The 26,834-nt window shown below is 64.3% G+C and carries 29 protein-coding genes and 1 pseudogene; 16 read left to right on the plus strand and 14 right to left on the minus strand.

The features are described from left to right. Positions 1–41 precede the first annotated feature (41 nt). The 8 genes from kdsA (at position 42) to AC16HO_RS02015 (ending at position 5,490) form a co-directional block, all read left to right on the plus strand. On the plus strand, positions 42–860 hold the full coding sequence (gene kdsA, locus AC16HO_RS01980; protein WP_395642565.1) for a 3-deoxy-8-phosphooctulonate synthase: 819 nt from the start codon (positions 42–44) through the stop codon (positions 858–860). Between the two features lies 1 nt (position 861). After that, complete coding sequence (locus tag AC16HO_RS01985) at positions 862–1,305, plus strand: hypothetical protein (protein ID WP_395642564.1); 444 nt, start codon at positions 862–864, stop codon at positions 1,303–1,305. A 33-nt stretch (positions 1,306–1,338) separates the two neighbouring features. Then, positions 1,339–2,643: a phosphopyruvate hydratase gene (gene eno, locus AC16HO_RS01990; RefSeq protein ID WP_395642563.1), complete on the plus strand. Its 1,305-nt coding sequence runs from the start codon at positions 1,339–1,341 to the stop codon at positions 2,641–2,643. A gap of 12 nt (positions 2,644–2,655) precedes the next feature. Continuing rightward, positions 2,656–2,982 carry a cell division protein FtsB gene (gene ftsB, locus AC16HO_RS01995; protein WP_395642562.1) on the plus strand — a complete coding sequence of 109 codons (327 nt, stop codon included), beginning with the start codon at positions 2,656–2,658 and terminating at the stop codon, positions 2,980–2,982. Further along, the gene (ispD, locus tag AC16HO_RS02000) at positions 2,969–3,670 is read left to right on the plus strand and encodes a 2-C-methyl-D-erythritol 4-phosphate cytidylyltransferase (RefSeq protein ID WP_395642561.1); all 702 of its coding nucleotides are present in this window, start codon (positions 2,969–2,971) and stop codon (positions 3,668–3,670) included. Before ftsB ends, ispD begins: the two co-directional genes overlap by 14 nt. After that, complete coding sequence (gene ispF / locus AC16HO_RS02005; protein ID WP_395642560.1) at positions 3,670–4,143, plus strand: 2-C-methyl-D-erythritol 2,4-cyclodiphosphate synthase; 474 nt, start codon at positions 3,670–3,672, stop codon at positions 4,141–4,143. Before ispD ends, ispF begins: the two co-directional genes overlap by 1 nt. A 10-nt stretch (positions 4,144–4,153) precedes the next feature. After that, positions 4,154–5,167, plus strand: coding sequence for a tRNA pseudouridine(13) synthase TruD (truD, locus tag AC16HO_RS02010; RefSeq protein WP_395642559.1), 1,014 nt, complete (start codon positions 4,154–4,156; stop codon positions 5,165–5,167). Between the two features lie 101 nt (positions 5,168–5,268). Then, positions 5,269–5,490 (plus strand): hypothetical protein, encoded by a 222-nt coding sequence (locus tag AC16HO_RS02015; protein ID WP_395642558.1) that lies wholly within the window; start codon positions 5,269–5,271, stop codon positions 5,488–5,490. Here AC16HO_RS02015 and AC16HO_RS02020 read toward each other — a convergent pair. The 3 genes from AC16HO_RS02020 to AC16HO_RS02030 are packed head-to-tail and all read right to left on the minus strand — an operon-like array spanning position 5,483 to position 7,631. Then, entirely contained in the window at positions 5,483–6,028 is a 546-nt protein-coding gene (locus AC16HO_RS02020; RefSeq protein ID WP_395642557.1) for a Smr/MutS family protein, read from the minus strand. The genes AC16HO_RS02015 and AC16HO_RS02020 overlap by 8 nt on opposite strands. Continuing rightward, entirely contained in the window at positions 6,025–7,239 is a 1,215-nt protein-coding gene (locus AC16HO_RS02025) for a JmjC domain-containing protein (RefSeq protein ID WP_395642556.1), read from the minus strand. Before AC16HO_RS02025 ends, AC16HO_RS02020 begins: the two co-directional genes overlap by 4 nt. Beyond that, positions 7,236–7,631: a winged helix-turn-helix transcriptional regulator gene (locus AC16HO_RS02030; RefSeq protein ID WP_395642555.1), complete on the minus strand. Its 396-nt coding sequence runs from the start codon at positions 7,629–7,631 to the stop codon at positions 7,236–7,238. The genes AC16HO_RS02025 and AC16HO_RS02030 overlap by 4 nt, the downstream gene beginning before the upstream one ends. Before the next feature lie 167 nt (positions 7,632–7,798). On the opposite strand from AC16HO_RS02030, the gene gstA reads away from it, so the two are divergent. Then, positions 7,799–8,422: a glutathione transferase GstA gene (gene gstA / locus AC16HO_RS02035; RefSeq protein ID WP_395642554.1), complete on the plus strand. Its 624-nt coding sequence runs from the start codon at positions 7,799–7,801 to the stop codon at positions 8,420–8,422. A gap of 57 nt (positions 8,423–8,479) precedes the next feature. Here the strand turns inward: gstA and purB are convergent, their stop codons facing one another. Beyond that, positions 8,480–9,847: an adenylosuccinate lyase gene (gene purB / locus AC16HO_RS02040; RefSeq protein ID WP_395642553.1), complete on the minus strand. Its 1,368-nt coding sequence runs from the start codon at positions 9,845–9,847 to the stop codon at positions 8,480–8,482. Positions 9,848–9,990: 143 nt separating this feature from the next. Here purB and AC16HO_RS02045 point away from each other — a divergent pair, with 143 nt between their 5' ends. Then, on the plus strand, positions 9,991–11,385 hold the full coding sequence (locus AC16HO_RS02045; protein ID WP_395642552.1) for a class II fumarate hydratase: 1,395 nt from the start codon (positions 9,991–9,993) through the stop codon (positions 11,383–11,385). A 134-nt stretch (positions 11,386–11,519) separates the two neighbouring features. After that, positions 11,520–12,725: a hypothetical protein gene (locus AC16HO_RS02050; RefSeq protein ID WP_395642551.1), complete on the plus strand. Its 1,206-nt coding sequence runs from the start codon at positions 11,520–11,522 to the stop codon at positions 12,723–12,725. 52 nt (positions 12,726–12,777) lie between these two features. Here AC16HO_RS02050 and AC16HO_RS02055 read toward each other — a convergent pair whose 3' ends face one another. The 5 genes from AC16HO_RS02055 to AC16HO_RS02075 form a co-directional block, all read right to left on the minus strand. Continuing rightward, positions 12,778–13,779, minus strand: a complete 1,002-nt coding sequence (locus AC16HO_RS02055; RefSeq protein WP_395642550.1) for a hypothetical protein — start codon at positions 13,777–13,779, stop codon at positions 12,778–12,780. Between the two features lie 47 nt (positions 13,780–13,826). Then, on the minus strand, positions 13,827–14,705 hold the full coding sequence (locus AC16HO_RS02060; RefSeq protein ID WP_395642549.1) for an ABC transporter ATP-binding protein: 879 nt from the start codon (positions 14,703–14,705) through the stop codon (positions 13,827–13,829). Then, positions 14,698–15,075, minus strand: coding sequence for a GntR family transcriptional regulator (locus AC16HO_RS02065; RefSeq protein WP_395642548.1), 378 nt, complete (start codon positions 15,073–15,075; stop codon positions 14,698–14,700). Before AC16HO_RS02065 ends, AC16HO_RS02060 begins: the two co-directional genes overlap by 8 nt. Before the next feature lie 16 nt (positions 15,076–15,091). Beyond that, complete coding sequence (locus tag AC16HO_RS02070) at positions 15,092–15,559, minus strand: hypothetical protein (protein ID WP_395642547.1); 468 nt, start codon at positions 15,557–15,559, stop codon at positions 15,092–15,094. A 361-nt stretch (positions 15,560–15,920) separates the two neighbouring features. After that, entirely contained in the window at positions 15,921–17,864 is a 1,944-nt protein-coding gene (locus AC16HO_RS02075) for an ATP-binding cassette domain-containing protein (protein ID WP_395642546.1), read from the minus strand. Between the two features lie 223 nt (positions 17,865–18,087). Between AC16HO_RS02075 and bamJ the strand changes: the two genes are divergently transcribed. From bamJ to AC16HO_RS02095, 4 genes are all read left to right on the plus strand, one after another. Beyond that, entirely contained in the window at positions 18,088–18,900 is an 813-nt protein-coding gene (bamJ, locus tag AC16HO_RS02080) for a BamJ family beta-barrel-assembly machinery protein (protein WP_395642545.1), read from the plus strand. Between the two features lie 101 nt (positions 18,901–19,001). After that, a complete protein-coding gene (locus AC16HO_RS02085) occupies positions 19,002–20,354 on the plus strand; it encodes a UDP-glucose dehydrogenase family protein (RefSeq protein ID WP_395642544.1) in 1,353 nt (450 codons plus the stop codon). After that, positions 20,351–20,572 carry a SlyX family protein gene (locus AC16HO_RS02090; RefSeq protein ID WP_395642543.1) on the plus strand — a complete coding sequence of 74 codons (222 nt, stop codon included), beginning with the start codon at positions 20,351–20,353 and terminating at the stop codon, positions 20,570–20,572. Before AC16HO_RS02085 ends, AC16HO_RS02090 begins: the two co-directional genes overlap by 4 nt. Before the next feature lie 99 nt (positions 20,573–20,671). Continuing rightward, the gene (locus AC16HO_RS02095; protein WP_395642542.1) at positions 20,672–21,229 is read left to right on the plus strand and encodes a DUF2058 domain-containing protein; all 558 of its coding nucleotides are present in this window, start codon (positions 20,672–20,674) and stop codon (positions 21,227–21,229) included. Positions 21,230–21,569: 340 nt separating this feature from the next. Here AC16HO_RS02095 and AC16HO_RS02100 read toward each other — a convergent pair whose 3' ends face one another. The 4 genes from AC16HO_RS02100 to AC16HO_RS02115 form a co-directional block, all read right to left on the minus strand. Next, on the minus strand, positions 21,570–21,881 hold the full coding sequence (locus AC16HO_RS02100; RefSeq protein ID WP_395642541.1) for a CHAT domain-containing protein: 312 nt from the start codon (positions 21,879–21,881) through the stop codon (positions 21,570–21,572). Between the two features lie 360 nt (positions 21,882–22,241). Continuing rightward, the gene (locus AC16HO_RS02105) at positions 22,242–22,487 is read right to left on the minus strand and encodes a hypothetical protein (RefSeq protein ID WP_395642640.1); all 246 of its coding nucleotides are present in this window, start codon (positions 22,485–22,487) and stop codon (positions 22,242–22,244) included. Beyond that, positions 22,481–23,788 carry a TFIIB-type zinc ribbon-containing protein gene (locus tag AC16HO_RS02110; protein WP_395642540.1) on the minus strand — a complete coding sequence of 436 codons (1,308 nt, stop codon included), beginning with the start codon at positions 23,786–23,788 and terminating at the stop codon, positions 22,481–22,483. Before AC16HO_RS02110 ends, AC16HO_RS02105 begins: the two co-directional genes overlap by 7 nt. Before the next feature lie 21 nt (positions 23,789–23,809). Beyond that, the gene (locus tag AC16HO_RS02115) at positions 23,810–24,964 is read right to left on the minus strand and encodes an SPFH domain-containing protein (RefSeq protein WP_395642539.1); all 1,155 of its coding nucleotides are present in this window, start codon (positions 24,962–24,964) and stop codon (positions 23,810–23,812) included. 121 nt (positions 24,965–25,085) lie between these two features. On the opposite strand from AC16HO_RS02115, the pseudogene AC16HO_RS02120 reads away from it, so the two are divergent. Further along, positions 25,086–25,952 (plus strand): annotated as a pseudogene (locus AC16HO_RS02120) (transposase); the annotation flags it as partial. A 118-nt stretch (positions 25,953–26,070) separates the two neighbouring features. Here AC16HO_RS02120 and phbB read toward each other — a convergent pair. Then, positions 26,071–26,817 carry an acetoacetyl-CoA reductase gene (gene phbB / locus AC16HO_RS02125; RefSeq protein WP_395642537.1) on the minus strand — a complete coding sequence of 249 codons (747 nt, stop codon included), beginning with the start codon at positions 26,815–26,817 and terminating at the stop codon, positions 26,071–26,073. Positions 26,818–26,834 lie beyond the last annotated feature (17 nt).

The raw sequence follows: 26,834 nt of genomic DNA on the forward strand, positions 1-26,834 counted from the left end.
CTCTCCCGTCGGGAGAGGGGTTCAAGCAAGAGTGGCAAGCAATGAAATTGTGTGGATTCGAAGTCGGTGCCGACAAGCCGCTGTTCCTGATCGCTGGTCCCTGCGTGGTCGAGTCACGGCAATTGCAGATCGACACGGCCGGCACGCTCAAGGAAATCACCGGCCGGCTCGGCATTCCCTTCATCTTCAAGTCGAGCTTCGACAAGGCCAACCGCACCTCGAGCACGAGCTTCCGTGGCCCCGGCATGGAAGAAGGCCTGCGCATCCTCGCCGAAGTGAAGAGCCAAGTGGGCGTGCCCGTGCTCACCGACGTGCACGAATACACGCCGATGCACGAGGTCGCCGCCGTCGTCGACGTGCTGCAGACGCCGGCGTTCCTGTGCCGGCAGACCGACTTCATCCAGAACGTCGCGCGTGCCGGCCGGCCGGTCAATATCAAGAAAGGCCAGTTCCTCGCACCGTGGGACATGCAGAACGTCGTCGACAAGGCCAAGGCGGTCGGCAACGAAGATATCCTCGTCTGCGAGCGCGGCGTGAGTTTCGGCTACAACAACCTCGTCTCCGACCCGCGCAGCCTCGCCGTGATGCGCGACACCGGCTGCCCGGTGGTGTTCGATGCGACCCACTCGGTGCAGTTGCCCGGCGGCCTCGGCGGCAAATCCGGCGGCCAGCGCGAATTCGTGCCGGTGCTCGCGCGCGCGGCGGTCGCGGTGGGCGTGGCCGGCGTGTTCATGGAAACCCATCCCGATCCCGACAAGGCGCTTAGCGATGGGCCGAATGCGTGGCCGTTGGGGAAGATGGAAGGGTTACTTGAAATACTTACGGAACTGGACCGCGTTGCGAAAAGGTGTCCTGCATAACATGAATGCCTTGATGCCAATCCACGGAGTAAGTCTTGGCGTTCGAATTTTTGCGACTGTCGTGCTGATGAGCGGTTCAGTCGTGTACGCAACTGATCAGGCTAGCGTCTCCGATCAGCAATTGACGACTGAAGACATTAAAAACGCGACGCCAGTGGCGACGTTCACCCCCGAGCAATTCGTACGCGCTACTGATCAGTACGCAAAGCAGCAGTGTCGAAAGGGAACCGTCAAAGCAACGAGCGATGGTGCAAAAATTTTCTTGGATAGCACATCTTTCTCCGACGACGAGTTCGCGGCAGAAATCATGCGTCGAAACAAGCAGCACCCGGTTTATTGTCTGGAGATCGTTGGACCGGGTTCCGATGTGAAGCGTACAAGCGCACTCCTAAGAAAACTGAAGGGTACCGAGATTGAAAACATTTCGTGGCGCCCATCGAAATAACAGTCAAACAATACTCTGAGGTCATCCGCTCCCATGTCAGCCATCACAAAAATCCTCGCCCGCGAAATCCTCGACTCGCGTGGTAATCCCACGCTCGAAGCGGAAGTCACGCTCGCCGACGGCTCGTTCGGCCGTGCCGCAGTCCCGAGTGGTGCTTCTACCGGTTCGCGCGAGGCGGTCGAACTGCGCGACGGCGACAAGGCGCGCTATCTCGGCAAGGGGGTGAAGAACGCCGTCGCCAACGTCAACACGACGATCGCCGCGGCGCTCAAGGGCTTCGATGCGAACGACCAGAAAGGCCTCGATGCGAAGCTGATCGCGCTCGACGGCACGAATAACAAGGGCAAGCTTGGCGCGAATGCGCTGCTCGGCGTGTCGCTCGCCAACGCGCATGCGGCCGCGGCGTCGAAGAAGCAACCGCTGTGGCAGTACATCAACACCGCACTCGCCGCCGGCGCGCCGCTGCATCTGCCGGTGCCGATGATGAACATCGTCAACGGCGGCGCGCACGCGGACAACAACGTCGACATGCAGGAATTCATGGTGCTGCCGGTCGGCCTGCCGAATTTCTCCGAGGCGCTGCGCGCGGGCACGGAAATTTTCCACGCGCTCAAAAGCGTGCTCAAGGGCAAGGGTCTCAATACGGCGGTCGGCGACGAAGGCGGCTTCGCGCCGGACCTGAAATCGAACGAACAGGCGATCGAGACGATCCTCGAGGCCATCGGCAAGACCGGCTACGCGGCCGGCAAGGATGTCTATCTCGGCCTCGACGTGGCCAGCTCGGAGTTTTACAAGGACGGTGCCTATCACCTCGAAGGCGAGGGCAGGAAATTCACCGCGGGCGAACTGGTCGAGTTCTACGCCGGCTGGTGCGCGAAGTACCCGATCATCACGATCGAGGACGGCATGGCTGAAGGCGACTGGGACGGTTGGAAGGCGCTGACCGACAGGCTCGGCAAGAAGGTGCAGCTGGTCGGCGACGACCTGTTCGTGACCAATCCGGCGATCTTCCGCGAAGGCATCGACAAGGGCATCGCCAACGCGATCCTGATCAAGGTCAACCAGATCGGCACGCTGAGCGAAACGCTCGAGGCGATCGCGATGGCGCACAAGGCGAACTACGCTTCGATCGTTTCGCATCGCTCGGGCGAGACGGAAGACGTCACTATCGCCGACATCGCGGTGGCGACCACGGCGACGCAGATCAAGACCGGCTCGCTGTGCCGCTCCGATCGCGTCGCCAAGTACAACCAGTTGCTGCGCATCGAGGGTGCGCTCGGCGCGACGGCGAAATACGCCGGGCGCCAGGCGTTTCCGAACCTGCCCGGCCTCGTCTGACGGACGCACCGCGTGCTGCGTTGGGTTGCATTGATCCTGCTCGCATTGCTGCTGGCCCTCGGCGTGAAGCTGTGGGCCGGCGAATGGGGTTTCCGCGAGATCGCCCGCCTGCAGGCGCAGATCGCCGAGCAGAAGACCGAGAATGCGAAGCTCAAGCAGCGCAACGACCAGTTGCAGGCCGATGTCGACGATCTGCGCCGCGGCAAGGATGCGGTCGAAGAACGTGCGCGTTCGGAACTCGGCCTGATCAAGCCCGACGAAATCTTCTATCAGGTAGTCGATCCCGCGCCCGGCGAAGCCAAGGCCGGGAAAGACAAGAAGGACGATGCCCAGCACTGACGCCGCGCTCTGGTGCGTGGTGCCTGCGGCGGGCCGCGGCACGCGCTTCGGCGGCGGAATGCCGAAACAATACCTGCCGCTCGTGGGTAGGCCGTTGCTGCTGCGCACGCTGGAACGGCTTGCCGCGCATCCGCGCATCGCGGGGTTGATGATTGCATTGACGGCAGGCGATCCGCACTGGCCCGGCCTTGCCTCGCTGCACGGCAAACCGGTGCTCACCTGCACCGGTGGCGGCGAGCGTGCCGATTCCGTGCTCGCCGGCCTGCATGCTCTGGATGGAAAAGTGGAAAATGATAATTTTGTACTCGTTCACGATGCTGCGCGTCCATGCGTGCGCGGCGACGACATAGCGCGCCTGATCGATCTCGGCGTCGCTGCGGGCGGCGCCTTGCTCGCCACACCGCTGCGCGATACGCTCAAGCGTGCGGATGCGGCCGGTTTTTCCCTGGCGACCGAGCCGCGCGAGGCGCGCTGGCGTGCGCTGACGCCGCAGCTGTTCCGTCGCGGCGAACTCGTCGCCGCACTTGAGTCGGCGCGCGCGGCCGGCGTCGCCGTCACCGACGAGGCGATGGCGATGGAGTGCGCCGGATTCAAGCCGCTGCTCGTCGAAGGTGCGGAAAGCAACATCAAGGTGACCACGCCGGCAGACATGATGCTGGCGGAATTCCTGCTCGGGAGGGAGGGTTGATGCGCATCGGTCAAGGCCTCGACGTCCACGCATTCGGTCCGGGCGATCATGTCGTCCTCGGCGGCGTGCGCATCGCGCACACGCAAGGCGTCGTTGCGCACTCGGACGGCGACGTGGTGATCCACGCGCTGTGCGATGCGATTCTCGGTGCGCTCGCGCTCGGCGACATCGGCACGCATTTCCCGCCGTCGGAGGAGCGCTGGCGCGGCGCCGACAGCCGCGCGTTCCTGCGCCGCTGTGCCGAGCTGATGCGCGAACATGGCCATGCGCTGGGCAACGCCGACATCATCATCGTTTGCGAACGGCCTAAGGTGGCGCCGCATGCGCAGGCGATGCGCGAGCACCTCGCGGCCGATCTCGGCGCCGGCGCGGGCCAGATCGGCATCAAGGCCACGACCAGCGAAAAGCTCGGCTTCACCGGGCGCGGCGAGGGCATTGCCGCGTTGGCGGTCGTCCTGCTCGTGCCGCGCTGAAGGGCGAATCGTGAGCGAACTTCCCTACGCCTACGGCGGACCGCCGCTTACCGCCACGCTACGCGCGACGCCGGAAGATTTCCGCGTCGACGAAAACCTCGGCTTCGGCGCCGACGGTGCCGGTGAACACGTCTTCCTGCGCGTGGAGAAGCGCGGTGCGAATACCGATTTCGTCGCGCGTGAGCTGGCGAAATATGCGGACATCGCGCCCGATGCCGTGAGCTACGCCGGATTGAAAGACAGGCACGCGGTCACGCGACAGACGTTCTCGCTGCACCTTCCGGGCAAGCGCGTCGAACCGGACTGGCAGGCGCTGCGGCACGCGGAATTTCGCGTGCTCGAAGCCGCGCGCCACAGCCGCAAGCTCAAGCGCGGCGCTCTCAAGGGCAACCGTTTTCGCATCGTGCTGCGCGCCGTCAGTGGCGATCGTGGCGCCGCTGAAACACGTATCGCCGCCATCGCCAAGGAGGGCGTGCCGAACTATTTCGGCGAACAGCGCTTCGGCCACGACGGCGCCAACGTCGAGCGTGCGTTGCGGATGTTCGAAGGCCGAAGGGTGCAGCGCCACGAGCGCAGCCTGTTGCTGTCCGCCGCACGATCGCATCTGTTCAACGCGGTGCTCGCCGCGCGCATCGAGGCCGGCAGCTGGCGCACGCCGCTGGCGGGCGAGGTGTGGATGCTCACGGGCACGCACAGCATTTTCGGCCCCGAGCCACTCGGCGAGGCGTTGCTTCGCCGCTTCGCCGACGGCGATATCGGCCCGACCGGCCCGCTCTGGGGCAAGGGCGAGTTGCGCAGTGCAGAGGAGGTTGCGCAAATCGAAGTCGGCGTCGTCGCCCGGCATGCGCAACTGGCCGCCGGGCTCGAAGCGAACGGTCTCAACCAGGAGCGCCGCGCGCTGGCCTTGCGACCGATGGATCTTTCGGTGAACTGGCTCACGGATCGCGACCTGGAATTGGCTTTTTCGCTGCCGGCCGGTGCCTATGCCACCACGCTGCTGCGCGAAATCTGCGCTTGGGGGTAAGCAAGCACTTTTGGCACATGCGAATCTTGCGCGTTCGCCTATAGTGAACTCAGCGGTCAGCGGTCGCTGGCCGTATTTGGCAGGTTCCTTCGGAGGTTGCCATGAAACGTTCGATCCTGTTTTTTGTTGCGGGTATGTCGCTGGTTTTGGACGGATGCGCGTCGATGGGCGGCGCCCAGCGCGCAAATGCTGGTTATGATTCCAACGTCGACATGGGCAAAGTGGTCGCCGTCAATCAGTGGGCGGAGACCAAGGGCGCGAAGGTGGTGTGGATCAACTATCCACAGAAGCCGAAGAATCTGGACTCGAGTCAGGTCAACTAGCCAGCAGCACGATCACCGCGCCCGTGCCGCCCTGATTCGCTTTCGCCGAGGCGAAAGCGAGCACGTCCGCACGGCGGCGCAGGAGGCCATCGACCAGGCGTTTGAGCACTGGCCCCTCGTTGCGCGAGCGCAATCCCTTGCCGTGGATGATCTTCACGCAGAGGTGGCGTTCGCGCCGACTCTCGGCGAGGAATTGCGCGATCGCTTCGCGCGCCACGGCCTGGGTCATCTGGTGCAGATCGATCTCGTCGGCGACGCTGAACTGGCCGCGCTTGAGCTTGCGCAGCAGCAGTGGCGAGTGGCCGTCCTTGAGATAGCTCAATTCCTCGCCGACTTCGATCAGCGCCGGGTCGATGTCCGAGGCGATCAATTCACCCGCCACGCGCGCCTCGTCGAGCCGCGACTGCGTCGGCTCGGGCGGTGGTCGCGGCCGGTCATTTTCGGCGACACGATGGCGAATCGGGCGCACGCTGCCGATCGACTGCACGAACAGGTCGTGGTCGTCGCTGTTGACCGTCGGCGCGGCCCGCCTGGTCATCGCGGACGGGTCAGTTGCAGATGCCCGCCATCCAGCAGGGCCTTGAGCGTTGCCAGAGCCTGCGCGTTGGCCGTCAGTCCGGTCAGTGCACCGCCGTCGATTTCGCGCCCGGCGACGAGCAGCCGGGCCAGCGCCGTCGGGCAGCGCAGTGCCTCGCCGGCCACGAACAGTTCGGCCCCGCGTCCGTCGCGACGCCAGGCAAAGCGGCTGAACGGATTGCGCAGGACGACGCACTTCGGCAATCGTCGCTGCAACTCGGCCGCGCCGATCCCGCGCCCCGGCATAGCGGCGATCTGTGCACTGCGATAGCGCGTGATGAAGCGGCCGAACCAGTGCGCCAACACGGATTTTTCCACATTGGCAAAATGCGGCAATGCCTTGCGCACGCGCACGAGTGCCGCGTCGTCGATTTCGCCGCCGTCGTGCGCGGGAGCGAGGTCGGGATCGACATAGCGGTCGTCCTCGGTCAGCGGCTCGGCGAGAAATTCGGCGAAATCGAACAGCAGCTCCGCACGCGACGGCGCGCGCATGCCGATCGAGTAGGTCGTGCATTCGCCGAGCGCGATGCCGTCGTGGGCGACGCCGGGCGGCAGGTACAGTGTATCGCCCGGATCGAGCAGCCATTCGTGCGTGGGCGAGAATTCGCGCAGCAGTTTCAGCTCGCTGTCGTCGCGGAACGCGGCGGGTGCGAATGCGCGCCGCTGTGCGTCGATGCTCCAGTGCCGGTAGCCCGCGCCTTGCACGAGGAACACGTCGTACTGGTCGACATGCTCGCCGACGCCGCCGCCGTCGGTGGCGTAACTCACCATCACATCGTCGATGCGCCAGCCGGGGATGAAGGCAAAGCGGGTCAGCAGCGCAGCCACGTCCATGTCCCATTTGTCCACGTCCTGCACGAGCAGGGTCCAGTGCGTTTTCGGCAAACGGGCGAAATCGCGCTCGCGGAACGGGCCGTTGCGCAGTGTCCATTGATCGCGCTTTTCGTTGCGCAGCACGATGCGCGAAAGCGCGGCTTCCTCGCAGGCGAGGCCGGCCAAGTCGTCCGGCGCCACGGCTTCGACGCCGCCCGGAAACATGCCGCGGACCAACAGCGGCCGTTTCTGCCAGTAATCGCGCAGGAACTCGCGCGGCGGCATGCCGAGCGGATGACGCGGGGTGGCGCGGACTTCGATGGCCGGCGTCGCGTCGGATCTTTTCGCGCGCGCCTTCATGCAGGCAAGTGTCCGGCAGTCGACGCACTTCGTGCGACTTTGGCCTGGCGACGATCGACCTCGGGCAGCTTGTGTCCGATCGCGATCAACGCCTTGATCGCCGGCATCAACTCGCGGCCGAGGCTGGTCAGCGTGTATTCGGCCGATGGCGGCGACGTGTTCAGCAGATGGCGCAAGACGAGGCCGCGCGTCTCCAGCTCGCGCAGACGCGCGGACAGCACGCGCGCGGAAATTGCCGGAATGTCATGGCGCAGTTCGCCGAAACGGCGCGGTCCGCCGGACAGATGCCAGATCACGTTCGTCGCCCAGGCGCCGCGCAGCAAATGCATGCTCTTGGTCAGCGGACAGGCAGGCGGAGGACAGACTTTGCTTTTGCGCAGTGGCAGGCCCATGTTCGGTTACTCGCGGATTCACAGGTTACTCGGCAGTTACCACATTTTAGCAGTTACCTTGAGTTATATGATATCTATCAGTAACCAGATATGGATACGATACCGCATCGGGATCGCGACGGCCGCGCGACCCGGTACGAATCGTTTTCAATCAAGAGGAATACCGCATGAAACTTTATTACTCCCCCGGCGTCTGCTCGCTGTCCCCGCACATCGTCGCGCACGAGATCGGCCTGCCGATCAATCTGGAAAAGGTCGACACCAGGACCAAGCAAACCGAAACCGGCCGTGACTTTCTCGCAATCAATCCGAAAGGTTACGTGCCGGCGCTCGAACTCGACAACGGCGAAGTGCTGACCGAAGGCCCGGCCATTGTGCAGTATCTCGGCGACCTCAAGCCCGGCAACGCGGTCGTGCCGGCGAACGGCACCTTCGCGCGCGCGCGCCTGCAGGAGATGCTCGGCTACATCAATTCCGAAATCCACAAGACCTATTCGCCGCTGTTCCACGCCGAGACGCCGGAAGAAACGCGCGCCGAGCGCAAGGCCTACATGCACAAGCGCTACGAACTGCTCGACGGCATCCTGGCCAAGCAGACATGGCTGCTTGGCGATGCGTTCACCGCGGCCGATGCGTATCTGTTTGTGGTGACGCGTTGGGCGAAGGGAGCCAAGGTCGACTTGTCCGACCTGCACGCGCTCGCGGCATTCCAGGAGCGCGTCGCCGCGCGTCCCGCCGTGCAGGCGGCGATGGCGCAGGAAGGACTGATCAAGCACAAGGCCGCGGCCTGATCTGATCGCGGCCGGATGGCGACTACGTCGCTCCGGCCGCTTTGCGATGGTGAAGGATCAGATATTTTTCGCCAGCGATTCGGCTGTGCCGATGTATGTCGCGGGCGTCAATGCCAGCAGGCGTTGCTTGTCTGCATCAGGCAGGGCAAGGTCGGCGATGAACGCGCGCATCGATTCGCGCGTGATGCCCTGGCCGCGCGTGAGCGCCTTGAGCTGTTCGTAGGGTTCGGGCAGGCCATGCCGGCGCATCACGGTCTGCACGGCTTCGGCGAGCACTTCCCAGCTCGCCTCGAGATCGGCAGCGATGCGTTCGCGATTGACGCTGAGTTTGTTCAAGCCGCGCGCGAGCGAATCGAGCGCGATCTGGGTGTGGCCGAACGCGGTACCGAGCGTGCGCAGCACGGTCGAGTCGGTGAGGTCGCGCTGCCAGCGCGAGATCGGCAGCTTCTCGGCGAAATGAACGAGCAGCGCGTTGGCGACGCCGAGATTGCCTTCGGCATTCTCGAAGTCGATCGGGTTGACCTTGTGCGGCATCGTCGATGAACCGACTTCGCCGGCCTTGAGCGCCTGCTTGAAATAGCCCAGCGAGATGTAGGACCAGATATCGCGGCACAGATCGATCAGGATCACGTTCGCGCGGCGCACCGCGTCGCACAGTTCGGCGATGAAATCGTGCGGCTCGATCTGCGTCGTGTAGGGGTTGAACACGAGGCCGAGCGATTCGACGAAGCGCCGCGCCAGCGCCGGCCAATCGACCTCGGGGTAGGCAATGACGTGCGCGTTGTAGTTGCCGACCGCGCCATTGATCTTGCCGAGGATTTCCACGTTCGCCAGCTGCTTGCGCTGGCGCTCGAGGCGCGCGATCACGTTGGCGAGTTCCTTGCCGAGCGTGGTCGGCGTGGCGGTCTGGCCGTGCGTGCGCGACAGCATCGGCAGCGCGGCATTCGCATGCGCCGATTCGCGCAGCGTGGCGATCACGCTGTCGAGCGCGGGCAGCAGCACGCCGTCGCGGGCGTCGCGCAGAATCAGCGCGTAGGCGAGGTTGTTGATGTCCTCGCTGGTGCAGGCGAAGTGGACGAACTCCTTGGCGCGAATCAGCTCGGCATCGTCGCCGAAGCGCTGCTTGATGAAATACTCGATCGCCTTGACGTCGTGGTTGGTCGTGCGCTCGATGTCCTTGACACGCTCGCCGTCGATCGCCGTGAAGGCATCCACGATCGCCTGCAATTTAGCGCGCGCATCCGCGGAGAATGGCGCGACTTCGGCGATCGCGCGCTCGTCGGCCAGCGCCTCGAGCCAGCGTACTTCAACGAGCACGCGGCGATGCATCAGGCCGTACTCGCTGAAGATCGGGCGCAGGGCCTCGACCTTGGCGGCATAGCGGCCATCGAGCGGCGACAGGGCGGTGAGGGTGGAGTGGGTCATGGGGCAGGCAGGGTTTGGGGGCGCAAATGATACCAACAGCCAACCCGTCATTTCGGCAAAAGGCCGAAATGACTCGTTTTGTCTTGATTTTGTCCGCAAGCAACGCAAACTCGCAGCATTCACCAGAGGCAAGGAGAAATGCCATGTCCGACTTCCGCATCGAACACGACAGCATGGGCGAACTCAAGGTGCCCGCCGCGGCGCTGTGGGGCGCACAGACGCAGCGCGCGGTCGACAATTTCCCGGTTTCCGGCCTGCGCATGCCGCGTGAGTTCATCCGTGCGCTGGGTCTGATCAAGGCGGCGGCAGCGCGGGTCAATTGCGACCTGGGGCATCTGCCGAAGGCGAAGGCGAAGGCGATACGCAAGGCGGCCGAGCGTGTAGCCACGGGCGAGTTCGACGCGCAGTTCCCGATCGACGTTTTCCAGACCGGCTCGGCGACTTCCTCGAACATGAACGCGAACGAGGTGATTGCACATCTGGCATCCACGCCCAAGCTGAAAATTCATCCGAACGACGACGTCAACAACGGCCAGTCGTCGAACGACGTGATCCCGACCGCGATCCATGTCAGCGCGGCCTTGTCCGTGCGCGAAAGACTGCTGCCGGCGCTCAAGCATCTGCGCAAGGCGATCGATCGTCGCGTGAAGGAGTTGAACGAGACCGTCAAGACCGGTCGCACGCACCTGATGGACGCGATGCCGGTGACCTTCGGCCAGGAACTCTCGGGTTGGTCGGCGCAGATCACCTCGAACATCGAACGCATCGAGGGCACGCTCGCGCGCGTGCGTGCGCTGGCGCAGGGCGGTACGGCGGTCGGCACCGGCATCAATGCCGATGCGAAACTCGGCCCGGGCATCTGCAGCGAACTGAGCCGTGCTACCGGCGTCCGCTTCATCCCGACGCGCAACTATTTCGAGGGATTGTCCTCGCAGGATGCCGCGGTCGAACTGTCCGGCCAGCTCAAGACGCTGGCCGTGTCGTTGATGAAGATCGCGAACGACCTGCGCTGGATGAACTCGGGGCCGCTCGCCGGCATCGGCGAAATCGAACTGCCGGCCTTGCAGCCGGGCTCGTCGATCATGCCGGGCAAGGTCAATCCCGTGATCCCCGAGGCGGTGGCCATGGTCGCGGCCCAGGTGATCGGAAACGACGCGACGATCGCCGTGGCCGGCGCGAGCGGCAATTTCCAGCTCAACGTGATGCTGCCGGTGATTTCGTACAATTTGCTGCAAAGTATAGAAATTCTCGGCAACGCATCGCGCCTGCTCGCCGATCGCGCGATCGCCGGGTTCAAGGTGCGCCGCGACCGCGTCGGCGACGCGCTCGCACGCAATCCGATCCTGGTCACTGCGCTCAACCCGGTGATCGGTTACGAGGCGGGCGCGGCGGCGGCGAAGCGCGCGTACAAGGAGGGCCGGCCTATCCTCGATGTCGCGCTGGAAACGACAGGGCTGGCAAAATCTGAATTGGAAAAGCTGCTCGATCCGGCCGCGTTGACGCGCGGCGGAGTACGCGAGGGCTCCGCCGGCGGGTGAGATGTGGCGTGGTTTGTTGAGACGTGTCACAGATTTGACTTTGACCCCTTGCGCTGAAGCGGGCGCGAACGTATCAAAACGCCTGCGTTTCGGCAGCCTTTTGCTGCCGCATTTTTCTACAGGGGAACAAAACGATGTCGTGGTCCAGGCGGTTTTCCGTTTTCGGTGTGGTGTGCGCGCTCGCGACGGGCGCTTCATATGCGCAGGATTTGGCGATTGACGGCAAGGATTTCGAGTCGGGGGCGGCCGACGCCAAGCTCGCCGAGATTGCCCGCCAGGCGGCCGCGAGCGGCAAGACAGTTGTCGTGACAACACCGCCGTACTGGCAGACGAAGGTGGCCAACAAGATTCGCTCCGTTGCGCCGGGCGTGCAGGTGAAAACCAGCGATGCGTTCTTCGAGAATGTGCTCGTGCGCATCGTCGACGGCGAAAAGCCGGCGAAGTCCGAACCCGTCGCAACTGCCCCGAAGCCGGTCGAGAAAGTCGCTGAGGCGGCCCCTGTACCCAAGCTGGCGCCGCGCGTAGAAACCGCGCCCGCGGTGCCGGTCGCGCCATCGACCGGAAAAGTGACGGAAGCAGCGGCAAAAGCGGAGCCGGCCCAGGTGGCGATTGCGAGACTTGCGCCCGCTGCTACCGCTGCGGCACCTCAGGCGAAGCCGCCGGCTGGGGCGGCGGCAATGCCGGCGCCATCCGCGCTCGGCAACGCTTCGGCGCCGGCGGTTGAAGTCGCATCGATTTCGCCGCCGCCAACCGTCGCGGCGACCAGGCCGGCCATGACTGCCGCGGACATCGCTGCGATCAAGCACGCCTTCGAGAACCAGTTCAATCTAGGCCAACCAGCCTCCGGCGACATCCGTCCTGGGTTGCTGCGCAAGGGCGATGAAATTTTCATCCGTGGTCCGGTGCGTGCGGTAGTGCGCAGGGAGCGTTCCCGCGTGCAGTTGTTCTGGGTCGATGGCGAGATCAACCTCGAACGTGCCGAACTGATGAAGACCGACGCCAATCGCTACCGCGTCGACGAGCCGCTGCGCGATGTCGCCAATCCCAGCCTGCGCGCGATGCACAGCGAACCGAAGATGTTCACCGCACACATCCCGGCGGCGAAGGTGCGTGCCGACATGGAGCGTCATTTCAACGATGCGAAGATCATCACCGCGCGCATGGCTCCCGTCGATCTGCGCTATGGGGACCTGTTCTACGTCTATCGCAATCATGCGGTCGTATTCCGTCGTACCGAGCTTGGCTTTGACCGTTATTGGCTGGAAGGAGAGATCGACCTCAACCAATCGGGCGTGATCAAGAGCGGCGACGCCTACCGCATCGTCAGCGAAAAGCTCTGAATCGCGGTATCCGGGCCGGGCTGCGCGGCGCTCGATGCACCGCAATTTTTCGTCAGACCGAGGTCTCGACGCGGCGGCGGCGGAACCAGATCGCCGCGACGACCAGACCGGCGCCGGCGGCGACGCCGATCCACAGGTCGATCGAGCCGATCGCGTCGAAGATGTGGCCCCAGCTCAACACCGAATTGACCAGGTCGAACTTGTCGAGTTCGATATTGGTGTCGCCGCCGCCGGTGATTGCGCGCAGTGTGCCGTTGCCGCCGACGCCCAGCCAGCCGCCCGGCACGATGCCGAACAGGATGCGGCCGACGATGTACTTCCAGTACCAGGCGCTCGGGATCGAGAACTGCTGCAGCAACTGGGTGAAGCCGAGGACCGCACCGAGTGCGACCGGAACCGCCACGGCCCAGAGGAACGGCTTGGAGCGCGCGAAAGCGGAGCAGAGCAGCAGCCAGCCGGCGGTCGGCAGCGCCCACAGTGCGTTGACCGGAATCAGGCAGACGAGCTTGATCCACATCGTTATCAATGGTGCCGGATTCCACAGCAGCGGCAGTGGATTGACGCCGTGGATGCCGGCATAGACGCTGATCAGGATCAGCGTGACGATGTGCATCGCGATCAACGCGGCGATGGCGAAGGCCGGCGCGATCAGCACTGCCGCGACGACCTTGGACAGCACCGTGTCGAGGTCGGATATCGGCAGCGACTTCCAGAACAGCACGCTGCGGTCGCGGCGATCGTCATAGAGTGCGCCGAGCAGATAGAAGAACACGACGAAAAACAGCGTTGCCATGATCGGGATCGACATGCCCATCAGGCCGGCGGCCAGCCCGGAGTTGAAGGTCGCGACCTGGTCGGGCGTCATGTTCGCCGAGATCCGGTCGAGGTTGAGATTGCCGATGTTGACGCCATGGCGCGCGGCCGTGGCCTCGGCGACGATCATGCTGAGCAGCAGGATCGCGATCACCACGCCGCCCGCAATCAACGGTGCCCAGAAAAATCCGCCGCGATGTTCCCAATATTCGCGCTTGAGCAGCCAGAGGAGGGTTTGCATCGGATTTGGTTTTGTCGAGGTGGTGGGCCTGATAGCGGATGGTGCGTTCATGCGTAGGTCCCCTTCATCGTCGCCACGAACAGGTCCGCGACGCTTGGTTTGTGCAATTCGCCGAGTTGTGCGAGCTGCGCCTGCGGCACACCATCGAACAGGAACACACTCTTGCCGAAGATGCCGCGTTCGTTGAGCGGTTTGAGCGCGCGTGCGGCTTCGACCTTTTCCGGCGCGACCATGACTTCGGCGTAGCGCTCGCCGATCTCGTCCATGCTCGCGTTGACGATCAGCTTGCCGTCCTTGATGAAGATCAGGTCAGTGAGGATGTGTTCGATCTCCTCGACCTGGTGCGTCGTCACGAGGATGGTTTTTTCCTCGTCGAAATAGTCGTTGAGCAGGCTCTGGTAGAACTCCTTGCGATAGAGGATGTCCAGGCCCAGTGTTGGTTCGTCGAGCACGAGCAGGCGCGCGTCGATCGCCATGACCAGGGCGAGGTGCAGCTGCACGATCATGCCCTTGGACAGCTCGCGCACGCGCATCGCCGGCTTCAGCTTCGTGCGCGCGAGGAAGGCCTGGCATTTGTCGCGCGAGAAACGCGGATGTATCCCGGCGACGAAATCGACCGCCTCGGACACGCGCAGCCAGCGTGGCAGCACGGCAACGTCGGCAATGAAGCAGACTTGCTGCATCAGTTCGGTGCGCTGCGTGCGTGGATCGAGGCCGAGTACGGAAAGCTCGCCCTCGAATTCGGTGAGGCCGAGGATCGCCTTGAGCGCGGTCGTCTTGCCGGCGCCGTTCGGACCGATCAGCCCGACGATGCGGCCGGCGGCGATGTCGAAATCGACGTGGTCGAGCGCGACCGCAGCGCCGTAGCGTTTGGTCAGGCCGCGTGCGCGGACGATGTGGGTCGTGGTGGCGCTGGCGTCATTCATGCGAGGTGCCGTTCGTGTTCTTCGCGGTATCGATGAGAGTGGAAAGGTCGAGGCCGAGGCGGGCGAGACGATCGCGCAACGCCGGCCATTCTTCACGCAGGAAGCGTTCGCGCTCGCTGCGCAGCAGGGCTTCGCGTGCGCCTTCGGCCACGTACATGCCGAGGCCGCGGCGCTTTTCGACGAGGTTGTCGTCGACCAGTTCCTGATACGCCTTCGACACGGTGATCGGGTTGAGTTGGAAGTCCGCCGCGACCTGGCGGACCGACGGCAATGCGTCGCCGTGCTTGAGTACGCCGTCGAGGATCATGGCCACGACTCGGTCGCGCAGCTGGCGATAAATCGGGGCATTGTCGTTCCAGGTAACGCTCATGGCGATGGCCGTGCTCTCACTTGCTGCTGTGGGTCAAAACCTTGCCGAACGAATAGTAGGGCATGTCCAGGCGCAGGCGGTGCGGCTCGGCGACCGCGCGCACGAGGAAGCCGTGTTCTTCCTCGTCGCCTACCTGGGTAATCGCGGTGGCGTGCATTGCGGCGGCCACTTCCTCGGCGCCCGGCTGCACGACGATCGGCGCCAGGATCTGGATGCGGTCGCTGGGATCGATGCGAGCGGCGATGATCTCCTCTTCGCTGGCACGGACATGAACGGTGGGCAGGACCGGCAGGGCCACGGTGAGCGTGGTTTGCGCTGGATCGGGCCGGACCGTCACGGTGTCGAGCATCACGATCGGAAGTGCCGAAGCAGCGTGCGGAGCGGGGGTCGGCAGGGGACTCGAATGCAGGGCGGCGGCGCCGAGAATGACCGCACCCGTCAGCGCGAGCAAGCCGAGTCGGATGACTGGGGTGGACGTGTTCATGATCATCTCCGTAGTGACTTTGTGAGTCGATGAAGTGGTGTTGTATGTAACTATAACACTAAATCACGAGATGTCAACTGGAAATTGAAAAAAACTTCGCGGGTGCGTCGTTTGGTGGCCCCGCGCCTCGAGGAACCCTGAGCTGAGTTAATTTTCAGCCGATATTTCGGCGCGGAGAGGACCCCGGTTCGCCATTCCCGCGTGTTCTCGGCGGAAATCCAGCGACTTGGTTTGGGCAGTTGGAACGGTAGCGCGCAGGAAGGCCCGCTTCGCTCACAGCCAGCCTTGGTTTCTCTGCGCGCTGGTCCCGACTTTACGGAAATGCCGAGCAAAAAAAGCGGCAGCCGATGAATCAGGCGAATCAGGCCGCTTCGGCCTGTTCCAATTCCTGTTGCGCAGCCAGCCAGGCCTCTTCCGTCGCGCCGATGTCGGCGGTGAGGGTGTTCGATTGCTGGCTCATTTCGAGCATCTGCGCGGTCGAGGCGCTGGCATAGAAGGCGGGGTCTGCCAGCTTGGTGTCGAGGGCGCGCTTGTCCGCTTCCAGTGCGGCCATGCGCTTTTCCAGGTCGACGAGTTTCTTGCGCAGCGACCGCTGCAAGGCGGCACGTTCGCGGCTGTCGGCGGCCGAATCCTGAGTGGGCGCGGCTTTTGTCCGCGCATCGGCGCGCTCGCGGCGTTGCTCCTTCTTGCTCTTGCCCGATGACGCCGGAGTATCCGCGCTGGCGGCGTCCTCCGTGTTCGCCCGCATCACGATGCGCGCGTAGTCGTCGAGATCGCCGTCGTAGTCGGCGACGCGGCCGCCGCCGACGTGGAGCAGGGTGGTGCAGCAGGTACGGATCAGCGCGCGGTCGTGGGAGACGAGGACGAGTGCGCCTTCGTAGTCGTTGAGCGCTTCGGTCAGCGCTTCGCGCATGTCGAGGTCGAGGTGGTTGGTCGGTTCGTCGAGCAGCAGCAGGTTCGGCTTCTGATACACGGTCAGGGCGAGGCACAGGCGTGCCTTCTCGCCGCCGGAGAACGGCGCAACCGGTTCCAGGGCGCGATCGCCTGCGAAGCCGAAGCCACCGAGGAAGTCGCGCGCTCCGCGCTCGCCGAGCGCGGGGTCGAGTTCGAGCAGATGCTCGACCGCGGTCGACTTCGCATGCAGTTGCTCGAGTTGATGCTGGGCGAAGTAGCCGATCGCAAGGTCGCGCGCGGCGATCAACTCGCCGGCCATCGGCGCGAGCTGCCCCGCGAGCAGCTTGATCAAAGTCGATTTGCCCGCGCCGTTCGCGCCGAGCAGGGCGACGCGATCGCCGGGTACGAGGTTGAATTTGATCCGGTCGAGCACGCGGCGTTCGCCGTAGCCTGCCGCAGCCTCGTCCAGGCGCAGCAGCGGGTCGGGCATCGCCGCGGGCTGGCGGAATTCGAAGCGGATGGTCGAGGCCGCGCGCACGGGCGCGATGTCGACCATGCGCTCCAGCGCCTTGATGCGACTTTGCGCCTGACGCGCCTTCGACGCCTTCGCGCGGAAACGGTCGACGAAACTTTGCAGATGCGCGCGTTCGCGCTGCTGCTTTTCCAGCATCGATTGCTGTTGCGCCAGGCGCTCGCTGCGCTTGCGCTCGTAGCCGGTGAGGTTGCCGCTGAACAGTTCCACGCGCTGCTCGGCGATGCTGAGCATGTGCGTTGCGACCGCGTCGAGGAATTCGCGGTCATGCGAGATCACGAGCAGGGTGCCGGTATACTTTTTCAGCCAGCCTTCGAGCCAGATCACCGCGTCGAGGTCGAGGTGGTTGGTCGGCTCGTCGAGCAGGAGCAGGTCGGAGCGGCACATCAGCGCCTGGGCGAGGTTCAGGCGCATGCGCCAGCCGCCGGAGAAATCGCGCACGTTGCGCGTCTCGGCGCCGGCGGCGAAGCCGAGGCCGTGCAGCAGCGCTCCCGCGCGCGCATGCGCGGCGTAGCCGTCGATCGCGAGCAGGCGTTCGTGAAGGTGGGCCAGACGCATGCCGTCGTGTTCGGCTTCGGCGACGGCGAGGTCGCGTTCGATCTGGCGGAACTCGGCGTCGCCGTCGAGCACGTAGTCGAGTGCGGTCACGTCCAGCGCTTCGACCTCCTGTTTGACCCAGGCCAGCGTCCAGTTCTTCGGTCGCTCGAAATGCCCGGCGTCGGGTTGCAGGTCGCCGGCAACCAGCGCCAGCAGGCTCGATTTGCCCGCGCCGTTGCGCCCGCTGATGCCCACACGCCAGCCGGCGTGCAGTTGCAGGGTCATGGATTGGAACAGGAGCAAGGGGCCGCGCCGCAGCGCGAGATCGTCGAAACGCAGCATGCGCGCATTTTACCTGAAGCCGGCAGGCGACTCGAACCTGAACGGGGCTGCGTCGTAGCGGAACCAGAGCCGGCTGCCCGAGTCGAACAGCCCGGTTCATTTGCCTTCGCGGGGTGTGGGCCGCACAATACACCGCTTTTTCACGCCCCCGTTTCGTGCGGGAGCCATGTCCGGATCCTTCGTGGATCGTTTACCGAAAGATTTCGAGTTGCCAGGAGCACACATGACCCAGTTTTTGCGCAAAACCCTGATCGCCACCGCCGTTGCCGGCGCGATGACCGTCGCCGGCGCCGCTTTTGCGCAGGCTCCGGCCGCGGGAGCCGCCGCCCCGGCCGCGAACAAGGCGATCAATGCGAAGTTCAAGACCGAGAAGGAAAAATACGGCTATCTGGTCGGCACCAAGGTCGGCGAGAATCTCGCCCAGATCAAGGACGAAGTCGACCAGGCCGCACTCGTGGCCGCGCTGCAGGACAGCCTCAAGGGCGTCAAGCCGAAGCTGACCCCGGACGAGCTCAACCAGGTCAACCAGGAATTCATGCAGAAGCATCAGGCCGCGGCGATGGCCAAGCGCGCCGAGGAAGCGAAGAAGAATCAAGCCGACGGTGACGCCTTCCTGGCCAAGAACAAGACCAAGGCCGGCGTGAAGACCACGGCCTCGGGCCTGCAGTACGAAGTGATCAAGGAAGGCACCGGTGCGAAGCCGAAGGCGACCGACACAGTCAAGGTGGAGTACCGGGGCACCAAGATCAATGGCGAGGAATTCGACGCATCCGACAAGCACGGCGGTTCCGCGACGTTCCCGCTCAACGGCGTGATCCCGGGGTGGACCGAGGGCGTACAGCTCATGTCGGTCGGCTCGAAGTACAAGTTCTTCGTGCCGTCCAAGCTCGCCTATGGCGAGAATGGCCCCGGCCCGATCGGTCCGAACGCGACGCTGATCTTCGACGTCACCCTGGTCGGCATCGAGCCGCCCGCAGCGGCCGGTGAAGCGAAGACGCCGCAGCCGGTGGACAAGCCCGCCGCTGCGAAGCAGTAAATTCGCGCTGCAAATCAGTCGAAAAGGCGCGGAGCGATCCGCGCCTTTTTCATGCCTGCGCGTGATCGCGCGCAACCCACCTACCCGCTACAATCCATCAGATGAAGATCAGCATTTTCGGCACCGGTTACGTCGGCCTCGTTACCGGCGCGTGCATGGCCGACGTCGGCAACGACGTCGTCTGCGTGGACATCGATGCGGCCAAGGTCGCACGTCTCGATGCCGGCGAGATCCCGATATTCGAGCCTGGTCTCGAGGATCTCGTCGCCGCGAATCGCGCGAAGAAGCGCCTGCGCTTCACTACCGATGCGGCGGCGGCGATCGGGCACGGTTCGGTCGTCTTCATCGCCGTCGGCACGCCGCCGGACGAAGACGGCAGTGCCGACCTTTCGCACGTGCTTGCGGTGGCGCGCACGATCGGCCGGCACCTGGATCGGCCAACCGTGGTCGTGAACAAATCCACCGTGCCGGTCGGCACCGCGGACCGCGTGCGCGACGCGATTGCGGCCGAACTGGAAGCGCGCGGTGCCGACGTCGCCTTCGATGTCGTCTCCAATCCCGAATTTCTCAAGGAAGGCGATGCGGTCAAGGACTGCATGCGCCCGGACCGCATCGTCATCGGCTCGAACAGCGCGCGCGCGATCGAGCAGATGAAAATCCTGTACGCGCCGTTCAACCGCAACCACGAGCGCATCGTGCTCATGGACGTGCGCTCGGCCGAGTTGACCAAGTACGCGGCCAACGCAATGCTCGCAACCAAGATCAGCTTCATGAACGAGATGGCGAACATCGCCGAGCGCGTCGGCGCCGACATCGAACTCGTGCGCCACGGCATCGGCTCGGATCCGCGCATCGGCTACTCGTTCATCTATCCCGGCGCGGGTTATGGCGGCTCGTGTTTCCCCAAGGACGTACGCGCGCTCGAGCGCACCGCACGCAGCCACGGCTACGAAGCACGCCTGCTCGGCACGGTCGAGGCAGTGAACGATGCGCAGAAGGAAAAACTCTACGAATTGATCGAGCGTCATTTCGGCGGTGCGCCCAATGGCAAGACCGTCGCCGTCTGGGGGCTCGCGTTCAAGCCGAACACCGACGACATGCGCGAGGCCTCGAGCCGGCGCCTGCTTGAGCAGCTTTGGGCCGCTGGCGCGACCGTGCGTGCTTACGACCCCGAGGCGCGCGAGGAAGCGGGGCGTCTCTACGGCGAGCGTGCCGATCTGGTGCTGTGCGAGGATGCCGACGCCGCGCTGAACGGCGCCGATGTGCTCGTGATCGTGACCGAGTGGAAGGCGTTCTGGAGCCCGGATTTCGCCCGCATCAAGGCCTGTCTCAAGTCGCCGGCGATTTTCGACGGGCGCAACATCTACGAACCGGCGGCAGTCGAAGCGGCCGGCATCGCCTACTACGGCATCGGTCGCGGCAGGAGCATTGCGTCGCGCGGAGCGGGCGCATGAGCGGGGCGGCGGCGTCGATCGAACAGCGTCTCACCGATCTCGAAGTGCGCCTGACGTTTCTCGATGGCACCGTGCAGAGCCTCGATGCCACGATGGCCGAGCAGGATCGCCTGTTGCTCGATCTGCGCCGCGAGCTGGTGCGGCTGCGCGACACGTTGAGCGGCATGCAGACGGCGGGGCAGGATGCGCGCGACGAACCGCCACCGCCACATTATTAGTGCGTTCACCCGCGAACGCCGAGATCGAGAAGCGGCCATTCTTGGCCGCATTTTTCAAATAAAATCCGAGCTTCGACGACGCATGCTCAAATCCGTTTTATGTCCGAATCCCTGCGCGACCAATTGCTGAAGTCGGGCCTTGCCGCGAAGTTCAAGGCCGAGGCGAAGCCTGCGAAGGAGCAGCACAAAAAACCTCAGCCGGTGAAGGCGGCGCGGCCGCAGGTGTCGCAGCGGAAGAAGCCTGCTTCTGCGCTGCAGGAGCCCAACCTCGCCCATGCGTACGCGTTGCGTGCGAAACAGGAAAAGGACGAGCGTGATCAGGCGCAGCGCGACGCCGAGCGCCAGGCGCGCGAGAATCGCGAGCGCAAGCAGAAATTGGCAGCCCTGCTCAACGGCAAGGCGCTCAATTCAGCCGATGCCGACACGCCGCGGCATTTCCCGCACGGCAACAAGATCCGTCGTGTGTATTGCACTGCCGAACAGTTCGCCAAGCTCAACCAGGGCGATCTTGCGATCGTGCAGTTGGCGGGCCGTTACCTGCTCGTCGAGCGCGGCATCGCGCTGCAGGCGCAAGAAATCAATCCTCAGGCGCTGGTGTTGCTGTGCGATCCGGATGCGCCGACCGAGGACGATGTGCCGGCGGATCTGGTCTGGTAGGAAGGCTGGCGCATCCGGCCGGTTGTGCAGGCTACCGATTCAGGCACTTGCGCAGCATGATCAGAAATCGATGAAATAACTAATTTAGTGTTTCATGTCGGTTCAAGAGATTTCAGAAATTACGCTGTAACACGCGAGCTGCCCGCTCAACGGTCGGTATCGACAGCGCAAATTACTAGCCGGCGCGACTTACATTGTTCGTCGTAGCGCAATCGCTCGCTAACGCCAAGTGCTCTTGCTTCAGACGGCCAGCTGATTCTTTGGAGGTCGCATCTTCGAGCCCCAATTTGTCACGCACTCAGAAGGGCAATCTGCAGCAAATTCTTGAAGGGAGGGTGTCCTAGATTTTGTGTAAACGGGCCAAAGGCAGGAAACTGCCATTCGACTCGGGCGCACCTTGTCCGTTCGCCGCGAGCAGCAGCCCCGAGAGAGCTGGCGTGTTCTTCGGTGCCGCCGATGTGGAGAGTCGGATGCCGCGCGCGGCCAGCAGGTTTTGTGAGCAACTGTCGTCGCCGCTGAATGCATGAGTGGCGAAGTGGATGGTCGTGCTCCGCGGCATCGCCGCTCGGACGGCCGCCTTGTTTGCCGCGCTGCCGACCCAGCCAGCCGGGGTCGCTCGCGCCTGTCTGCGCCCACAGCGCTCGTAACGCATCCAATTCGCGCCGGGCACCCGGAAGTGCGTGCAGCGCGTCTCCGCACGCCCCCGTCATCGCCGGATCGGGAGTCATGTCGCCGACCAGCAGCAGGCTGCCCGCCCGCGCGCGGGAAAACGCCGCGAAAACCGCGGGTGCGAGAGGTGCGCAAAGGCGAAAACGCCACCCGCCCGGCGCGTCAGGCGCCGCAGCGCAGGCTTGCGCCGCCCCCGGTCCCCCGGCCATCCCGCAGACTGCGCGAAAAGGGCGGTTGAATTTCCTGTACCCGCGTCATCCCGGCCACGCACCGTGCGCGAGACGCTTGCGTGCGGCTCTCGGATGCGCTTTAGGCAGTGCCAGATGGGAAGGAATTCGTGCGGCTACACCCTTCGCACGCGATTTCGATAGGCTTGCACGTTGTTGCCGTCGATGTGGCGCTCGCGCGTGCCCGTGACCGTGCCGACTTTTGCATCGTCGCCGCTGACGGGTTTGGCGTCGACCTTGGTTTCGTGTTCGAAGTCGTAGGACTTGTCGGTGTTGCGGTAATAACGGTAAAGCATCCAGTACAAGCCGGTCGCGCCGGCTGGTCCGAGCAGCAAGATGCCAAGTCCGCCGTCGCTCATGATGAATGTCCCGCGATCCAGAGTGCGATGCCTTCGAGGAAGGTACCGGCCGTGAGGGCGGCGAGGAGGAGCTTCCAATGCTGCACCGGCACGCTGCCCATGGTCTTGCCGGTGCGGCCGTTCACCGCGATGTAGTGCAGCAGGCCGCCATGGCTGCCCGGCTGGTGGTAGGAGTACAGCCACACCGGCAGGTACATCGACACCCAGCGCGTGCCGTGCACGTCGAGGTGTTCCTGTTCCCAGCGCACGCCGCGATCGTAGCGCTTGGCCGAGGCCTCGACTTCGGCGCGGGCAAGTGACAGCAGTTCGTCCTCCAGGCGCGGGCGCAGGGCCTCCACGTTCTGGTCGCGCTTCTCCGAATTGAAGCCGGCAAGGTACGACGCGTTCCACTTCACCGCGTTCTTGGTGTCGAACGGCAGGATTGCATTGATGATGTTGTTGGTGTTGACGCGCGTGTCGAGGTTGCCGCGTTCGCTGGATGATTCCAGCGGCAGGTCGTCCACCGTGAAATCCACGTGGCGGCTCACGCGATACACATCGGCGTCGTAGTAGGTGGTCTTGTTGTTGTCGCTGCCGCGCTCGTAACGCCGCGTCTCGATTTCACCTTGGCCGGCGACGTCGGCGCTCGCGTTGCTGTCGACGATCATGTAGGGCAGATACACGCCAACGACATTTTCCGGCGTGAATTGCTCCTTGAATTCCTTGAGCGCGAACAATTGCCGCTTGCCGACGAACTGGCGGATGCGCGCAACCGCATCGTCCTTCTTGATGTGGAACGACAGCACCGCGTCCGGCACCGCGCCATTGGGCACCTGCTCGTTCACGCCCAGCACATGCCGGCACCAATGGCAGCGCGCGGTCATCGCGTTTTGCGTGTTGACGGTGACCTCGGCGCCGCAGCCGGGGCACTTGAAGCTGACCAGGGCCGCCGCGTCGGCCTGGATGTCCCGCGCGCCGGACGCGATGACCGTTCCCTGCAATTTGTCGATGCCTTCACCGAGCCCGAATTCGTCTTCGACGCGGGCGCCGGACCATTCATTGCGGCAATACAGGCAAATCAGCAGATCGGTGCCCGGCTTTTGCCGGATGTCGGTCGAACCGCATTTCGGGCAGCGGTTGGCGCCGTCCTTGAGTTCCTTGGAAGCGGTGTCGATCGCGGTCGGATCCGGCGCTGTCAACTCGTCGCGGATCGGCGGCGGCAGGGTCGCCGGGTCGATCGGAAAGCTGCCCGGCGCTGGCGGCACGTCGCGCGGTGACCCCGGGCCGCTGGGCGGCGCCGGAGGGGGTGGGTTCGCGTTCGCCATGGTCGGACTACGCTTTGCCGATTACAGTCCCAGCGCCTTGGCCTTGAGCGCGTCGTAATCGGCCTGGGTGATGAGTCCGGCATCGAGCATCTGCTTGGCCTTGGTCAGTTTGGCGACCGGATCGTCGGCCGCTGGCGCCGCCGGCGCGGCGACCGGCTGTTGCAATCCGGCCATGCCGCCCATCATGCCTGACGCCATGCCGATACCCATCATGCCCGCGGCACCGCCATTTTCACCCGCGGCCTGCATGCCCGCCGCAACACTGGCCTGCAAGTTGGAATTGCCGCGCGCGCCCATCAGGGCATCGGCACGCTGCACGGTCTTGAGCAACTCCTTGGTGGTCGCGTCGTATTCGATCGAGATGATGGCGGTCTTGACGATGGCCAGGCCGCGATCGGATTTCCACTGGTAGGCTTTTTCGACCGCATCGGACAGGCTCTGCGCGAAGCCAATCGAATCCTGCTGCAGCTTGGTGATGCGATTGCCCTTGGCCGGGTCGTTGGAGTAAAGGCTGAAAGCCGGCGCGAGCGAGCCGACCACCTCGTTGAAAAGCTGGTCCGCCGCCGGGTTGTCCATGTCCGTGAAATCGAAAACCCGGCCCGGCTGCAAGTACGTGGCCGGCACGAAGTTCTTCACGAACAGGATCGGATCGACGATCTTCATCGTGTAAGTGCCACGTGTCACCGCACCCACCTGCGTGTTGAGGAACTTGTCGTCCCAGTAGATTTCGGATTGCGTGCCGAAGCGGTTGTCCGGCAATTCCTTGAGCGAGACGAAGAACGCGGCCTGTTGCGAACCGGGCTGGCCGCCGAACTTGAAGCGCTCCCAGGATTGCTTGATCAGCGAATCGACGAGGCCGCCACCGGAGAAGATCGACTTCGAGTTGATGTCGTCCGAGCGCCATTCATAGCCACCCGCCTGTGCGGCGAGGCCGGTGATCGCGCCATCCTGGAACAGCAGCAGGCCATAGCCTTCCGGCACGACGATCTTCGAGCCGTTGGTGATGATGTTCGACGAGCCCTTCGTGTTGGCGCCGCGCCCGGCATTGGTGCCGTGCGGGACCGCGGCGAACAGCGCAGCCGTTGGCGGCAAGCCGTCCGGAACCGTGTAGAAGTCTTTCCACTGATCGGCGAGAGCACCGCCGAGCGAACCGATCGCAGCCTGAACAAGACCCATGACGCCTCCAAGATTCGTGACTGGGCGTAACCGCCAAAAGATGTAACGGAAAAGTACACCAACACCGACAGGAAGACCACAGCGTACGATGGCCGCCAGGGATGGCAGGCCCGGATCGGGCTGCAAGAAGCGCGGCTTCTGCCCCAGTTGCGGCGCGCGGCGCATGGCGGGGCATCTGGTGGACGACGTGTTCGGTGCGCGCCCGGTGCGGCAATGGGTGCTGAGCGTCCCGTATCCGCTGCGCTTCCTGTTCGCCGGCAACCCGCACAGCATCGGCCCGGTGCTGGCCATCGTGCAGCGCGCGATCGGCGCGTCGCTGGCGGACGAGGCGGGGGTTGCGCGCCACACCGCCCAGTGCGGCACGGTGACGCTGATCCAGCGTTTCGGCAGTGCGCTCAACTTCAACCTGCACTTGCACATGCTGTTTCTCGATGGCGTGTGCCGCCACCTGGCGAAGCAGGGGTATCTGGAAAGCGAAGACGACGTGCCGTTCCTGACGGACGCGGCAGCCAGCGACGAAGGCATGGACGCGCTGCGCATGAGTTCGGTCACGTACCGCGTCGCCACCGGCGCGCAGACCGGGCGCAAGGTGACGACGCTGCAAACCCTGCCGGGCGACGTGGATGGCTTCACCTCCGAGTCGGGCAAGATCGGCGGCTTCTCGCTGCACGCAGGCGTATCGGCAAATGAACACGAAAGCGCCAAGCTCGAACGCCTGTGCCGCACCATCACGCGCCCGGCGGTGTCGGAAAAGCGCATCGCGCTGACCGCCAGCGGACAAGTGCGCTATGCCCTCAAGACGCCGTGGCGCGACGGCGCCACGCACGTGATGCTCGATCCGGTGGAGCTCCTCGCGTGACTGGCCGCACTGGTGCCGCCGCCGCGCGCGCACCTGACGCGGTTGCACGGCGTGTTCACGCCGAACGCAACCCTGCGCGCGCAGGTCACCGCTGCTGGGCGGGGCAGGGGCACGGCGATGAATGCCGCTGCGAACCAGGCCTGCCGAAGGTAGGCGCAAGTGGGTAGCCAGATGGGTAGCTACCAGGAAATCTTGATTGGAGATTTCGTAGAAATCTCTTTGTGAACATATAGTTGGCGTCGAGCAACTAAAAATCGATGAAATAACCGCCATTCACCGGGATGTTCGCACCGGTGATGAAACCGGATTCGTCGGCCGCAAGGAAGGCGACGACGCGGGCGATTTCCGATGGCTCGCCGAGGCGACCGACCGGGATGCTCGCGACGATCTGGCTGCGCACGTTCTCGGGGATCGCGCGCACCATGGCGGTGTTGCAGTAGCCGGGTGAAACGCTGTTGACGGTCACGTTCTTGCGCGCCACTTCGCGCGCCAGCGCCATGGTGAAGCCGTGCATGCCGGCCTTGGCTGCGGAATAGTTGGTCTGGCCGAACTGGCCGGTCTGGCCGTTGACCGAGGAGATGTTGACGATGCGGCCGAAGCCACGCTCGCTCATGCCATCGACGACGTTGCGGCACATGTTGAACACGCCATCGAGATTGATCTTGAGCACGTCGACCCATTGCTGCGGCGACATCTTGCGCAACGTGGTGTCGCGGGTGATGCCGGCGGCGTTGACGAGGATGTCGACGGGACCGTGCGTCGCCTCGACCTGTTTGATCAGCGCGGCGCATGCATCGAAATCGGCGACGTTGAACGGCTCGAAGAAAATCCTGTCGGCGTAGCCCTGGATCTCGCCCTGAAATTCGGCCAGGCGTTCGGGCCGGCTGCCAAGGTCAGCGGCGACCGCGATGCAACCCGCATTCGCCAGATGCTTGCAGATTTCAGTGCCGAGTCCGCCGATGCCGCCGGTCACCAGTGCAATGCGTTTCTTCATTCCTGCCTCATCAAAAA

Source organism: Rudaea sp. (genome assembly GCF_057139185.1).

Coding starts and splice junctions, on each gene's coding strand:
- AC16HO_RS02095 (WP_395642542.1), top strand. CDS start 20,672: ATGTCCGAATCCCTGCGCGACCAATTGCTGAAGTCGGGCCTTGCCGCG.
- eno (WP_395642563.1), top strand. CDS start 1,339: ATGTCAGCCATCACAAAAATCCTCGCCCGCGAAATCCTCGACTCGCGT.
- AC16HO_RS02045 (WP_395642552.1), top strand. CDS start 9,991: ATGTCCGACTTCCGCATCGAACACGACAGCATGGGCGAACTCAAGGTG.
- AC16HO_RS02055 (WP_395642550.1), bottom strand. CDS start 13,779: ATGCAAACCCTCCTCTGGCTGCTCAAGCGCGAATATTGGGAACATCGC.
- gstA (WP_395642554.1), top strand. CDS start 7,799: ATGAAACTTTATTACTCCCCCGGCGTCTGCTCGCTGTCCCCGCACATC.
- AC16HO_RS02050 (WP_395642551.1), top strand. CDS start 11,520: ATGTCGTGGTCCAGGCGGTTTTCCGTTTTCGGTGTGGTGTGCGCGCTC.
- AC16HO_RS02030 (WP_395642555.1), bottom strand. CDS start 7,631: ATGGGCCTGCCACTGCGCAAAAGCAAAGTCTGTCCTCCGCCTGCCTGT.
- phbB (WP_395642537.1), bottom strand. CDS start 26,817: ATGAAGAAACGCATTGCACTGGTGACCGGCGGCATCGGCGGACTCGGC.
- AC16HO_RS01985 (WP_395642564.1), top strand. CDS start 862: ATGAATGCCTTGATGCCAATCCACGGAGTAAGTCTTGGCGTTCGAATT.
- AC16HO_RS02025 (WP_395642556.1), bottom strand. CDS start 7,239: ATGAAGGCGCGCGCGAAAAGATCCGACGCGACGCCGGCCATCGAAGTC.
- kdsA (WP_395642565.1), top strand. CDS start 42: ATGAAATTGTGTGGATTCGAAGTCGGTGCCGACAAGCCGCTGTTCCTG.
- AC16HO_RS02090 (WP_395642543.1), top strand. CDS start 20,351: ATGAGCGGGGCGGCGGCGTCGATCGAACAGCGTCTCACCGATCTCGAA.
- AC16HO_RS02015 (WP_395642558.1), top strand. CDS start 5,269: ATGAAACGTTCGATCCTGTTTTTTGTTGCGGGTATGTCGCTGGTTTTG.
- AC16HO_RS02085 (WP_395642544.1), top strand. CDS start 19,002: ATGAAGATCAGCATTTTCGGCACCGGTTACGTCGGCCTCGTTACCGGC.
- AC16HO_RS02070 (WP_395642547.1), bottom strand. CDS start 15,559: ATGAACACGTCCACCCCAGTCATCCGACTCGGCTTGCTCGCGCTGACG.
- AC16HO_RS02100 (WP_395642541.1), bottom strand. CDS start 21,881: ATGCGTTACGAGCGCTGTGGGCGCAGACAGGCGCGAGCGACCCCGGCT.
- ispD (WP_395642561.1), top strand. CDS start 2,969: ATGCCCAGCACTGACGCCGCGCTCTGGTGCGTGGTGCCTGCGGCGGGC.
- AC16HO_RS02115 (WP_395642539.1), bottom strand. CDS start 24,964: ATGGGTCTTGTTCAGGCTGCGATCGGTTCGCTCGGCGGTGCTCTCGCC.
- AC16HO_RS02060 (WP_395642549.1), bottom strand. CDS start 14,705: ATGAATGACGCCAGCGCCACCACGACCCACATCGTCCGCGCACGCGGC.
- AC16HO_RS02020 (WP_395642557.1), bottom strand. CDS start 6,028: ATGACCAGGCGGGCCGCGCCGACGGTCAACAGCGACGACCACGACCTG.
- AC16HO_RS02075 (WP_395642546.1), bottom strand. CDS start 17,864: ATGCTGCGTTTCGACGATCTCGCGCTGCGGCGCGGCCCCTTGCTCCTG.
- ispF (WP_395642560.1), top strand. CDS start 3,670: ATGCGCATCGGTCAAGGCCTCGACGTCCACGCATTCGGTCCGGGCGAT.
- bamJ (WP_395642545.1), top strand. CDS start 18,088: ATGACCCAGTTTTTGCGCAAAACCCTGATCGCCACCGCCGTTGCCGGC.
- AC16HO_RS02110 (WP_395642540.1), bottom strand. CDS start 23,788: ATGGCGAACGCGAACCCACCCCCTCCGGCGCCGCCCAGCGGCCCGGGG.
- purB (WP_395642553.1), bottom strand. CDS start 9,847: ATGACCCACTCCACCCTCACCGCCCTGTCGCCGCTCGATGGCCGCTAT.
- AC16HO_RS02065 (WP_395642548.1), bottom strand. CDS start 15,075: ATGAGCGTTACCTGGAACGACAATGCCCCGATTTATCGCCAGCTGCGC.